Annotated in this window: 7 protein-coding genes; all 7 read left to right on the top strand. The window is 43.7% G+C overall.

Annotated features, from left to right (window positions below):
- The first annotated feature begins 27 nt into the window (after positions 1-27).
- The gene (locus tag VYM24_RS01485; protein WP_330941293.1) at positions 28-3,159 is read left to right on the top strand and encodes a SusC/RagA family TonB-linked outer membrane protein; all 3,132 of its coding nucleotides are present in this window, start codon (positions 28-30) and stop codon (positions 3,157-3,159) included.
- Between the two features lie 17 nt (positions 3,160-3,176).
- Positions 3,177-5,108, top strand: coding sequence for a RagB/SusD family nutrient uptake outer membrane protein (locus tag VYM24_RS01480; protein WP_330941292.1), 1,932 nt, complete (start codon positions 3,177-3,179; stop codon positions 5,106-5,108).
- Between the two features lie 20 nt (positions 5,109-5,128).
- Positions 5,129-5,875 (top strand): DUF3823 domain-containing protein, encoded by a 747-nt coding sequence (locus VYM24_RS01475; RefSeq protein ID WP_217716198.1) that lies wholly within the window; start codon positions 5,129-5,131, stop codon positions 5,873-5,875.
- Positions 5,876-5,923: 48 nt separating this feature from the next.
- On the top strand, positions 5,924-7,726 hold the full coding sequence (locus VYM24_RS01470) for a hypothetical protein (protein ID WP_330941291.1): 1,803 nt from the start codon (positions 5,924-5,926) through the stop codon (positions 7,724-7,726).
- Between the two features lie 5 nt (positions 7,727-7,731).
- Positions 7,732-9,954, top strand: coding sequence for a GH92 family glycosyl hydrolase (locus VYM24_RS01465; RefSeq protein ID WP_425286623.1), 2,223 nt, complete (start codon positions 7,732-7,734; stop codon positions 9,952-9,954).
- Positions 9,955-10,283: 329 nt separating this feature from the next.
- Positions 10,284-11,759, top strand: coding sequence for an IMP dehydrogenase (gene guaB / locus VYM24_RS01460; protein WP_007218717.1), 1,476 nt, complete (start codon positions 10,284-10,286; stop codon positions 11,757-11,759).
- A gap of 151 nt (positions 11,760-11,910) precedes the next feature.
- Positions 11,911-13,452, top strand: coding sequence for a peptidylprolyl isomerase (locus tag VYM24_RS01455; protein ID WP_330941289.1), 1,542 nt, complete (start codon positions 11,911-11,913; stop codon positions 13,450-13,452).
- The last annotated feature ends 56 nt before the right edge of the window (positions 13,453-13,508 follow it).

The following is a 13,508-nucleotide window of genomic DNA, read 5'->3' as shown; positions in this document are numbered from 1 at the left end:
GAAATCTTTTTTTATATGATAAAACACATGAATCATTTAGCACGTACCTTGTTGGGATGTATCATGTTACTCTGTACCACAATGGTATATGCGCAACATGCACAGTTTAAAGGACAGGTGATAGACCAGGAAGGGAATCCGCTGGTTGGTGCGACTGTTGTAGTGAAAGGAGACAATAATAAGAATGCCGTGGCAGATATGTCGGGTGAATTTGTACTACAAAATCTTGAGAAGAACGCTGTTCTTCAGATATCCTATATTGGTTTTCAGACTCAGGAAGTCAGAGTAGGAGCCGAAAACTCAGTAAGAGTGGTGTTAAAGGAAGATGAAGCCGTTTTGGGCGAAGTTGTAGTTGTGGGATATGGTACCCAGAAGAAACAGACACTGACTGGGGCTATTTCTACTCTTAGTGGTGACAAAGTGCTGACGACCAAAAGCACGAGTGTGGCTCAGAGCTTGCAGGGAAAGATTGCCGGTGTGCAGATCCGTCAGCAGGACGGTCAACCTGGTTCGTTCAGCTCTATGGTACAAATTCGTGGTTTTGGTAGTCCGCTGTATGTAATCGATGGCGTTGTCCGCGATAGTGGTGACGGTGGTTCTGAATTTCAGCGCTTGAATCCGGAAGATATTGAAAACATTTCTGTACTAAAAGATGGTGCTGCGGCAATCTATGGTATGAATGCAGCTAATGGAGTTGTGATTATTACCACTAAAAAAGGAAGAAAAGGTAAAGCTCGCTTTAATTACAACGGTTCATTCACGGCTATTTTCCCCACTTCCATGATGAAGGTTATGAATGCTGCCCAATATGCGGAGATTTCCAATGAATTGTCAATGAATGCAGGTACCGGACCTACTACCACTCCTGAAGAACTAGCCAAATGGCAAGCCGGTGATCCTGGCTATGAAAGTACTGACTGGTTGGATGCTGTATTCAAAAAAAGTGCAGGTAGCCAGCAACATACTCTTTCTATCGAAGGTGGTAGTGATAAGATGACCTATTATGCTAGTTTCGGTTATGCTCACGATGGTGACTTGACACGAGGAGGCGATTTCAATTACGAAAGATATACTATGCGTAGTAATTTTACAGCCCAGTTGTCTAAGTATCTTAAAGCGGAAGTTAATGTTTCCGGAAGATATGACGTGACGAATACCCCTATTCAGGGAGTCTTTGACTTACTGTTTAAATCTACATTGATGAGACCGACATCCGGAGTGTATGCCAATAACAATTCCGAATACTACAATGCAGCTTATCCTTTCCTGGACAATCCAGTGGCAGCAATGAATGGTGATCTCACCGGTATGAATACCAGTAGAGGACGTAGTTTACAGTCAACTGCCACATTGACCTATGATGTTCCTTGGGTAAAGGGATTAAAAGCTAAATTAATGACTTCGTATGATGCCAGTGATAACCGTACTTCGCATGAGAGAAAGCTCTACCAGTTGTACAGTTATAATTCGCAGAATGAATCGTATGATGTATCAAAGACAATTAATGACCCGAGCAGTTTGTATGTGAATATGAATAATGGTAATAATCTCAATATTCAAGCACAATTGTCTTATAGTACTACTATTGCGCGCGACCATAACATTTCTTTGATGGCTATGTACGAAATGAATCATGGCTGGAATGATAATGTTTCTGCTACCCGCGAGTATGAGATTTACTCTAAACCTATTCTTGACTTAGGCTCTCAAACGAACATCCAGAATTCTGGCGGCTATGGAGAGACGGCAAACATCTCTTATCTAGGGCGCCTGAATTATGACTACCAAGGCAAATATCTGTTGGAAGGTGCTTTCCGTTATAATGGTTCTTATCGTTATGCTCCGGGGAGTCGTTGGGGATTTTTCCCGGTTGTCAGTGCAGGCTGGAGAATGTCCGAGGAATCTTTTATTAAGGATAATATACCGTTTGTCAGTAACTTGAAGATAAGAGCCAGTTATGGAGAAACCGGTATTGATGCCGGTAATGAATTCCAGTTCATAGAAGGCTTTACAATGGGATCAAAGGGGTATGAGTTCGTTGACGGTACACAAACCAATGGAGTACTGACTCCGTCACTTATCAATAAGAACCTGACCTGGATTACGACACGTACTTATGACCTTGGTGTGGATATAACCTTGTGGGACGGCTTGTTGGACTTCACATTTGATGTCTATCGTCGTGACAGAGATGGGCTGCTGGCTACCAGAGGCAGCCAACTGACCAACACATTCGGAGCTTCCCTGCCGGAAGAGAATCTGAATGCCGACCGCACCGAAGGTATTGAGTTTACCTTGGGGCACCGGAACAAGATCGGTCAGGTTTCATACGGTGTACAAGGAAACTTCAACTTTGCCCGCAGTAAGATGACCCGCCAGATACATGGTGAATACGAAAGTAGTTGGGATGTTTGGAAATCCGCTACCGAAGGACGTTGGAGTGGCATCGGCTGGGGGTATACAACAGCTGGGCAATTCCAGAACTATGATCAGATTTATAATGCGCCTGTGCAAAGCGGTGATAGAGGTAACACCATGATTCTTCCAGGAGACTATTATCTGCAAGATGTAAATGGTGATGGATACATCGATGGCAATGACATGAAGCCTAAGTATTATGGATTGAATATGCCGGCTCTGAATTATGGCGTCACTCTGACAGCTGAATGGAAATGGTTCGATTTCATGGCTTTATTCCAGGGAGCAGCCTGTTATTCTATCCAGATCCCCGACAACCTGCACAATTATGCACCTTGGGAAGGTAATTCATCTGCTTATCTGTATGACAGATGGCATCGTGAAGATCCGTTTGATGCAAACGGCAACTGGATTCCGGGAAGATTCCCGGCAGCCCGTGTGGCCAACTACAATCCGATGGGGAACAATGCACAGGAGACAGACCGCAATACGGTGGATGGAAGCTATCTTCGTCTGAAGAGTCTTGAAGTCGGTTATACGTTACCTCAACGTTGGGCCAGTCATGTAGGCTTGCAAAACCTGCGTGTTTATGTAAATGCTTATAACATCTTCACATTCTGTGACTCTTATTTGAAGAAGGATTTGAAGCTGGATCCGGAGAAAACAGCCGGTCAGGATAATCGTATGATGAATTATCCGTTATCGTCTTCTATCAACTTCGGTGTAAATGTTAGCTTCTAATATAAAAAACGTTAGATATGAAAAATATAAAATATTATTTGGTTATCGGTCTATCAGCTGTGTTTACGGCATGTACGGACTTGCTGGACATTGAGCCTAATAACAAGATCACCCCCAATGAGCTGTTTAATAACCCTAATGGGGCAAAAGCTTTTATGGCAACTATTTATCGCGATTTGCCTATTGAGGATTACATGTTTATGCCGGGTACCAGCGGAGCAGGAGGTTTCAATAATCCGACAGGAAATATCGGTTTATTATGGTATGCCAACATCTGTGAGGAAGCTGTACAAAGCCAGTGGGGTGAGCAATCACCGGGATACGTTATTCGTGCGGATTATTTTAATCATGGCTATGAAACGCTTCGTAGTATCAATTTGCTGAAAAGCATCATCCCTACACTGGATATTCGTGACAGTGAAAAGAAAGAACTGGAAGGGGAGGCTGCTTTCATGACTGCTTATGTATATTTCTACCTGGCAGAAAAATTCGGTGGAGTACCGCTGATCAAGGAATTGCAGGAGTATGATCCGGCCAATCCGGGAGCTTTGGTGGTTCCACGCAGCACAGAGTATGATACATGGGATTATGTAATGCAGCAATGTGATCTTGCAGCAGCACAACTTCCCAAAGAGCGTTCGGACAGACGGGCAACCAGATGGGCAGCATTGGCTTTAAAATCTCGTGCCGCTTTGTATGCTGCTTCTATTGCCAAATTCGGAGAACTGGCGCCGATGGAAGGAGAGGCTGTGACAAAAGGCTTAGCCGGAATGAAACCCGAAAATGCAGCCTATTTCTATCAACATTGCATTGATGCTTCCCTGGCCATTATGACAGAATCGGACCATAAACTGTATAAACCGAATCCTGCCAATCCGAAGGAAGCGGAGGAGAACTATCGTAGTATCTTTGTTAATCCGAACCAAACAGACGGAGAGGCTATTTTTATTAAAGGTATTGTAAAAGAAGGATCTGAGTTTGCCAGTAGTTTAAATTACTTTATCGAGCCTTACCAGACACAGGGACAGGGCAAAATGTCTCCAGCTCTTAATTTGGTAGATGCTTATGAAGATTATACGGACCTGCCAGGTATCCGTTCGGATGCAAAGGTCAAGACTCGTGTCAATGACAATTATTCCAATGCAGGTTTTGATACTGGCTATACTGATTATATCAAAGTAAATAGGGATACCCCTTATGATTTGTTTAATGGCATCGCTTATGGAGATGAGAAAAAAGCGAAAGATGCTCGTCTGTGGGCTTCCATCATACTTCCCGGTACCGAATGGAAAGGGACTAAGATTGTGATGCAAGGCGGTGTGATTCAACCGGATGGAACAGAACTGTATCGTGTTCCGACTACAGTGACTGGAAAAGACGGTAAGACTTACTATTCTTTAGGAGGTGAAAAGCATCAGGTGTCCGGTTTCTGGTCGGGAGACGGAACTCATTCCATGTCTGGTTTCCTCATGAGAAAGATGATCAGTGAAAGCATGCCGGCGCAATATCATAAGACGACGTTGGATTATATTGTATTCCGCTATGCGGAAGTGTTGCTGAATTATGCAGAAGCAGTCTGCGAAAGCGAGTTGGGGGATAAGACTATTGCAGCAAAAGCGTTGAACGATATTCGTAAGAGAGCCGCACATACCAATGAAATAGAATTAACGAGAGAGAATGTGAGAAACGAACGCTTTGTGGAGCTCGCTTTTGAGAATATCCGTATCTGGGATTTGCGTCGTTGGAGAGTGCTGCATACATTGATGAATAATTTCTCTCATGACATTTTGGTGCCTATGCTTGATTTGCGTGATACGAATCCTTCCCTGATATTTGTGCGTAAAACCACTATGGGAGCAAGTCTGAATGGTCCCAATAGCTATTCAATCTCCGAATACTATGAAGATGTACCACGCAATGCCATTAACCAGATGATTCAGAATCCTTAACTTTTAAATTAGTACAGAATATGAGAAAGATTAAATATATAATAGCCGGAATCAGTGCGGCGGTCTTCATGGTAAGCTGCGAACTGGATAATTTTGATGGTCCGGATGCACAAGTATATGGTGCGGTAATTGATGCCGAAACAGAAGAGTTGATTCAGCAGGAAATAGGTACCAGTGGTGATGCAGCTTGTGTGCAGGTTATAGAGTATGGATATGCTATCCGCAAGGTGCAGCAATGGAAGCTCATGCTGAATGGGGAATACAGAAATAATCTTGTTTTCTCCGGTACTTATGATGTCATTATGAATAATGGCAACTTTGTGAAGCTGGATACGATTAAAGGATATCGTTTCGACAAAGGAGAAAATAAGCTTGATTTCAGGGTGATTCCGAATATCCGTATCAAAGAGCCCGTTGTGAAGAAAGAGAATAACGCTATTGTTGCCACCTTTAAATTACAGTATGGTCACAGAACAGGTAAAGCCGAAAAGGTGGCCCTGTTTGCTCAATCGGATCAGAATCCGTCCAACTCTTTCAATCTGGCACATGTAACGGCTAATATTGAAGGCGATGATATCAATTTTGAGAATAATAGCCGGAATGCGAATAAAGTCTTTACATTGACATTAGACTTGAACTCTGACGAAGGTAAGAAGTTGAAAGCCGGACAGAAGTACTTCTTCCGTATCGGTGCACTGCCCAAAGATCTGGGTGAAGGTATACAGGCTAAGTATAATTATTCTCCGGTTTTTGAGATACAGTTATAGTTAGTAGGTAGGATAACAGTTTTCAATAGGTATTTTTTTAGTTGAATCATGAAGTTTATTATTGGTTTCCTGTTGCTTTTTGCTGGGCTGAAAGCGATTGGCAGTGTTCCTTATCGTTTCTCTGAAAGTCCATGGATATCTGAATCTGTGGCAGATGAGGGAAAATATCACATGCCCGGAATGAAGGCTAAGCCGAAGAAGTACTGGAGTTGTGTGGGTGTAATCCCTGTGGATAGCCGTAATAGTGTAGACGAAACAGATGAGATGCGCGGATTGCAATACCATCTCTTGTGTCAGTCCTTGGCGGGACTGACGAACCGTGCGGTAGAAAAAGGCAAGAGCGAAATAGCGGTCTGGTTGTGCGACCACGGTGGAAAGACTTCTTATAAACTTTCCAGACAGGCTTTGGAAGATATGGGGATACATGAACAAGGCATGCAGAATGGTCTTGAACTGGCATGCAATGAATACTCCTCTGTGGATGGTGTAAAAGTCCAGTTAAAAGGAATGTTCGATGGATATGTATTGACCGATGTGAAGAATAATCCGGAAAGTGGTGTAGTGGCATCTGTCGCTTCTCATGTGTACAATTCCATTATTGTGGATATTCGTGATAAGGAGTATTTTGAGAAAGCGGGGTATAAGATGAAATATGATGCCACCCGAAAGACTACAGTGGATGCCTGGCGTGAATTCAGAAATAAATGTAGTAAAAAGGCGCTGGTCATAATGCCGGTGCAAACCGGAGAATTGCGCGAATTTGCCATCAAGAACAATCTGTTTGTATTGAACCTGAACAAGGAACTGGGAGACGCTGAGGCCGGACAAAACATTTCATTACTCGAAGAAGTGCTTGCCTGGCTGGAACCCAATGCTCCGGTATACGGCTGGGAGCAAGGAATGAGTGAAGATCAATTTGTAGCCCGTGTATCCAAAAGCGGACATCCGATGATTCCCTGTGATTGGAGCTATAATCATTCGTTACTGTCCCTGCTTTATGAAAAAGGCCGGGAACAGGTGTTGCCCCGGATTTTCGATCCCCGGTCTATCGATTTCAAGAAAAAGAAAAACTTTGTTTCTTTTTTCCTTTCCGATGGTGATAACATTCAGTGGATGATGCAGGATTTTGCTTCCCGGTATTATGATGTTCCGGAGGCTGAAGATGTGAAGATGACTTTTGGATTGCCGGTTGCTACGTTGGCGATGATGGCTCCTGTACAGTTCAACAATCTGATGGGCTTGCAGAAACAGAATTGCTCGCTTATGGAAATGCTGGGCGGAGGCTATTATTATGTAGATACGTACAGTCAGGATAATAACCGGAAAACCAATCTGAGAGTGGCGGCAAAACGCCTGGCGGTTTCTATGCGTCAATATCAGATCAAGTTATTGGGAATAATGGCTATGGATGTGAAGTCGGAAGCGGCCAAAGAAGCCTATCAAGTTTATGTGGACGCTAATGACCAGTTGGAAGGTATCATTGTTTTGCAATATTCTCCGTATGCCGGAGGTGAGGGAGAAGTCTTCTGGGTGACTAATAAGGCCGGATATGATATTCCGGTTATTACGGTGAAATATTCTCTCTGGGACAGAATACATGAACGTGAAGGTTCTCCCGACTTTATAGCTTCGAAGCTGAAAGAGGAAGCGCAGGAAGAAAGCTTTTCAGTGGTATGTGTGCACGCCTGGAGTCGTTTTGAAGGCGATACTTATGGAGCCTCGGCTGCCAAACGGTGTGCCGAACGGTTGGACGACCGTTTTGAGGCGGTTAATATGCAGGAATTGGTTTGGCGTTTACGTATGAGTCGACGTCCTGAACAAACTCTGGACTATTTGAATAAAATCTATTAATGCTTATGAAGAAATTGATTTGCTTTTTCAACCTTTGCCTTCTGCTCGTTTCGTGCGGACAGAAGTCTCAGGTATCTTTAGTATCTCTGGTGAATCCACTGATGGGAACTGAGTCGACTTTCGAGTTTTCACATGGCAATACTTATCCGGCAGTGGCTGTACCCTGGGGGATGAATTTCTGGAGTCCGCAGACAGGAGAAAATGGAAGTGGCTGGATGTACACATATAAGGATAGCTTGATAAGAGGCTTTCGCCAGACACACCAGCCCAGTCCGTGGATCAATGATTATGGAACATTCTCCATTATGCCCGTATGGGGTGAACTGACTATGGATAATCAGAAACGTGGAATGCGTTTTTCACATGAAAATGAGAAAGCGGCTCCCGATTGTTATCAGGTAAAGTTCGATAATGGAGTCAGTACAGCATTGTCCGCTACTTCACGCGGAGCTGTTTTTGAGATTACATATCCTTCGGAACAAGGGCAGTATATCGTGGTGGATGCTTATCAGCACGGTGGAAGTGTGGTATGGGACAAAGAAGAGAACTGCATCTATGGTATCACTCATTATAATAATGGTGGAGTGCCCGAAAACTTTGCTAATTACTTTATTATCGAATTTGATAAACCCGTTGTCGAGTCCGGTATCGATGAAAATTCTTGTGCGTACGTTAAGTTTCAACTGGAAGCTGGCGAGAAAATGACTGTCCGTACAGCTTCCTCCTTTATTAGTCACGATCAGGCACGTCTGAATTTCAATCGTGAAGTGGCCGGGCGCTCACTGGCAGAAGTCTCAGCAGAAGCGAAAAAGAGATGGAATGACCAATTGGGACGTATCCAGGTGGAAGGCGGAACACATGAGCAGCAGAAAACATTCTATTCATGCTTATACCGTACCCTTTTATTTCCACGTGAGTTCTATGAATTTGATTCGGACAACAAACCTGTTTATTACAGTCCTTATGACGGACAATTGCATGACGGATATATGTATACTGATAACGGATTCTGGGATACTTTCCGTGCGGTACATCCATTGTTTACTCTGGCATATCCCGAGGTTAGCGGACGAATCATGCAGTCCATAGTGAATGCATACGATGAAAGTGGATTTATGCCAGAGTGGGCCAGTCCCGGACATCGTGGCTGTATGATCGGAAACAATTCAATTTCTTTGCTTACCGATGCCTGGATGAAAGGGATACGGACATTTGATAAAGAAAAAGCTTTGGAAGCCATGTTACATCAGACGCAGGCACGCGGAGAAATAGCATCGGTAGGACGTGACGGATATGAGGAATACGACCGTTTAGGCTATGTGCCTTATCCTGAAGTGCCCGAGGCCACAGCCAAAACTCTGGAGTATGCTTATGCTGACTGGTGTCTGGCACGTTTTGCAGAAGCTACTGGAAATCAGGAAATCGCGAAAGCCTATTATAAAAAGGCACAGAACTATCGCAATTTGTTTTATCCCGAAAAAGGTTTCATGTGGGCAAGGGATACCAATGGCAAGTGGCGTGACAACTTTGACGCCACCGAGTGGGGAGGACCTTTCACTGAAGGCTGTTCCTGGCATTGGACCTGGAGCGTATTCCATGATCCGGAAGGTTTGTCTACGCTTCTGGGTGGTCATGAACAAATGGCAGAACGACTTGATTCCATGTTTACGGCTCCTAACACGTTTAATTATGGTACTTATGGTTTCGTTATCCATGAAATAGCTGAGATGGTGGCACTCAATATGGGGCAGTATGCCCATGGAAATCAACCCGTGCAACATGCTATCTATTTGTATAATTATATAGGTCAGCCCTGGAAAGCGCAATACCATACCCGCAATGTGCTGAACAAACTGTATAACTCCGGTCCGCAAGGTTATTGCGGAGATGAAGATAACGGTCAGACCTCGGCGTGGTATGTATTCACTGCATTGGGATTTTATCCCGTATGCCCCGGTGCTTCCGAATATGTACTGGGAAGTCCGTTGTTCAATAAGACAACTCTTTCCTTGCCCGGAGGAAAACAGTTTGTAATTCATGTAGAAAACGCTTCAGAGGATAATTGCTATATTCGTTCGGCAACTCTGAATGGGAAGAATTTCTCCCATAATTTCCTAAAACATGAGGAACTGACGCAAGGCGGTGAACTTAAACTGATCATGGATTGCGTTCCTGATAAAGAAAGAGGAGTAAAGCCTGAAGATGCTCCGTATTCTTATAGTAAATAAGCAAAAGGATATTCTTTTTGTGGAGCTAAATAGTACCTGGGACGTACTTGTTCCGTACCAAGTCCGTACTTTCTCCGTGCAGAGGTACTTCTGACCGAAGAATGTACGGAGCAAGTACGGTTCTGATACGTCCCGGATACGGACCAGGTATATATTGAGTACGTTTCGGGTACAGTCCGGCTACTGTCCGTTTGAAAAGGAAATAAAAGGATTTTGAGGCTATACGGTTTAAAAAAAGTGAACTGTTATAAGCTTTTTATGCAGACATAGTGTGGTTAAACAAGAAAAACCGTATATTTGCACGCAATAAATTTTAAACGCATAGCCCTATGTCATTTATTGCTGATAAGATTGTAATGGATGGATTAACTTATGACGACGTTTTGTTAATCCCCGCTTACTCTGAAGTGCTTCCTAAAACTGTCGAACTCTCGACAAAGTTTTCTAAAAACATTGAGTTGAAAATTCCGTTTGTAACGGCCGCTATGGATACGGTTACCGAAGCGAAAATGGCAATTGCCATTGCACGTGAAGGTGGTATCGGTGTTATCCATAAGAATATGTCTATCGAAGAACAGGCACGTCAGGTAGCCATCGTGAAGCGTGCCGAAAACGGTATGATTTATGATCCTGTAACCATTAAGAGAGGTTCTACCGTAGGCGATGCATTGGCATTGATGGCGGAATACAGAATTGGTGGTATACCGGTAGTGGATGATGAAAGATATTTGGTGGGAATTGTAACAAACCGTGACCTTCGTTTCGTAAGAGATATGAATAAGCATATCGACGAAGTGATGACAAAAGAAAATATTATCACTACTAATCCGACTACTGATATGGAGGCTGTTTCTCAAATTTTGCAGGAACACAGAATTGAGAAGTTGCCGGTTGTAGATAAGGAGGGTAAGCTGGTAGGCCTCATTACTTATAAAGATATAACGAAAGCTAAGGATAAACCGATGGCTTGCAAAGACTCGAAAGGTCGTTTGCGTGTAGCGGCCGGTGTAGGTGTAACGGCTGATACCCTCGACCGTATGCAGGCTTTGGTGGATGCCGGTGCTGATGCGATTGTTATCGACACGGCTCACGGACATTCTATCTATGTAATAGAAAAATTGAAGGAAGCTAAGAAGCGTTTTCCGAACATTGATATTGTGGTAGGTAACATTGCTACCGGAGAAGCTGCTAAAGCATTGGTGGAAGCCGGTGCTGATGGAGTGAAAGTTGGTATCGGACCAGGTTCTATCTGTACCACTCGTGTTGTGGCAGGTGTGGGAGTTCCTCAGTTGTCTGCTGTATATGATGTGGCTAAGGCGTTGAAGGGTACAGGTGTTCCTTTGATTGCTGACGGTGGTTTGCGCTACTCGGGTGATGTTGTGAAAGCTTTGGCTGCCGGAGGATATAGCGTAATGATCGGTTCGCTGGTTGCCGGAACGGAAGAGTCTCCCGGTGATACAATTATCTTCAACGGACGTAAGTTCAAATCTTATCGCGGTATGGGTTCGCTGGAAGCAATGGAGAATGGTTCAAAAGACCGTTATTTCCAGAGTGGTACCAATGACGTTAAGAAATTGGTGCCGGAAGGTATCGCTGCCCGTGTACCTTATAAGGGAACTTTATACGAAGTGATCTTCCAGTTGGTAGGTGGTTTGCGTGCCGGTATGGGGTATTGCGGTGCAGGTAGCATAGAGCAGTTGCACGATGCCAAGTTCACCCGCATCACTAATGCAGGCGTGCTTGAAAGCCACCCGCACGATGTGGCAATTACAAGCGAGGCTCCGAATTACAGTCGTCCCGAATAAAATATAGGTAATTTATATAGAAATACCCGGGGAGTAACCAATACTTTTCCGGGTATTTTTCGTTTAAAGAAAAGGCATCATCTGTTTGGTGTTGAGGCAATATAAAAGATGTTTCCCCGTTATTACATTATTCTTTTCTAAGATAATAGTTATGATAAGAAGTGGATTGACAATAATTCTCCTTTGCCTGGGATTGGCGGTTTTTGCTCAGCAAGATCCGGTGTTGATGCGTATTAACGGGGAAGAAATTCTCCGTTCGGAGTTCGAATATATCTATAATAAGAATAATGCCCTTGCTGGTATCGAACAGAAAACATTGAGTGAATATGTTGATTTGTTTGTGAATTTTAAGCTGAAAGTCGCTGCAGCCGAAGCTGCCGGATTGGATACTACCCGGGCTTTTCGTGAAGAACTGGAGGGATACCGTCGCCAGTTGGCAAAAGCTTATTTGACGGATGAGTCTGTATCAGAGCTTGCAGCCCGTCAAGTATATGATAAAATGAAAGCTAATAATCGTGCCGGACAGATACGGGTAAGTCATATCTTTAAATCTCTTCCCCAAACAGTAACCAGTCATGTGCTGCGTTCTGTGGAAGCTCGGATGGATTCTCTTTATGCCGCATTGCAGAATGGGCAGGCGGACTTTGATGAGTGTGTACGTAATTTCTCCGATGAAAAAAAATCTTTTTGGGTAAGTTGGTTACAAATGCCTGTCGAGTTTGAAGATATTGTATTTGCATTAAAACAAGGAGAGATATCCCGACCTTTTTTTACACCGCAAGGCATTCATATTGTCAAGGTGATTGAACGGAAAGACATCCTGCCCTTTGAAAAAGTGAAGGATGAAATCATGCGTCGCCAGAGCCGTCGTAACGGAATGGACAGAGGGACGGAAGCTCTGGTGGAAAAGCTGAAAAAGGAATATCAATATACGGAAGATAAGACTGGAGTGGATGAATTGCTATCAAAAGGGCAGACGGATAAGAGACTGTTTACACTTGACGGCAGGGAATATACAGGAAAGATGTTTGCCGGTTTTGTAGCTTCCCACCCTCAGGGTGTGCAACGCCAGCTGAAAGGATTTATCATGAAGTCCGTACTGGATTATGAGTATAGTCGTCTGGAAGATAAATATCCGGAATTCCGTATGCTCATGCAAGAGTATCGGAATGGAATGTTACTGTTTGAAATCAGTAACCGGGAGATTTGGGAACGTGTACCTTCAGATGAGGTCGGACTGGCGGCCTATTTTGAAAAGCATCATTCGGATTATCATTGGAAAGTCCCCCGTTATAAAGGAATTGTGTTACATACTACAACGAAAAAGCTTGGAAAGCAAGCCCGTAAATTCCTGAAATCTCTGCCGGAAGAGGAGTGGCAGAATGCCATCCGGCTGACGTTTAATGCAAAGACGCGGCAAGTGCAGGCAGAACAAGGCTTATTTGCTCCCGGAGATAATGCTTATGTAGATGAAGAAATCTTCAAAAAGGGGAAAGCTGAACCTATGACGTCATTTCCTTTTACCACTTTTCTGGGTGAAAAGGTGAAGGGGCCGGAGACTTATCAAGAGGTGCGTGTACTGCTTGTAGGCGATTATCAGAACTATTTGGAGGAGCGTTGGATTGCACAATTACGGAGCACCGCTAAGGTTGAAATAAACCAAGAGGTTTTAAAAACCGTTAATAAGCACTGATGCAACCGATTAAACCGTTATCTTCGTACCTTGAAATAAAGTAAATATCAATCGGT

Source organism: Bacteroides sp. MSB163, assembly GCF_036416795.1.
Classification (GTDB): Bacteria; Bacteroidota; Bacteroidia; order Bacteroidales; family Bacteroidaceae; genus Bacteroides; species Bacteroides maternus.
This window is presented reverse-complemented; position numbering and strand designations above follow the sequence as displayed.